Here is a 231-nt window from a genome sequence, read left to right as displayed (position 1 = left end):
CTTGGCGTTGCGCCGCTGCTGCGGACGACGGTGGTGCGGCTGGACGAAGCGGATCACGTGCTGCTGTTCGATATGCATCATATCGTGTCCGACGGCACCTCGATAAGCATCTTGGTACAGGAATTGACAAAGCTGTATGCGGGAGAAGAACTAGAACCGCTGCGTTTGCAGTACAAAGATTATGCCCTCTGGCAGCAAGGCTACCGGCAAAGTGCGGCCTACCGGAAGATG

The 231-nt window shown here is 56.3% G+C and carries 1 protein-coding gene; it reads left to right on the top strand.

The genetic code is table 11. From position 1 onward, the window contains the following. Nucleotides 1–231: condensation domain-containing protein (locus BBG47_RS28810; RefSeq protein ID WP_139070873.1), on the top strand; the 231-nt coding region annotated here is incomplete at both ends.

This window comes from Paenibacillus sp. KS1, assembly GCF_001680695.1.
GTDB lineage: Bacteria > Bacillota > Bacilli > Paenibacillales > Paenibacillaceae > Paenibacillus_B > Paenibacillus_B suaedae.
Note: the sequence above shows the minus strand (reverse complement) of the source record. Positions and strands in the feature narration are given on the sequence as shown.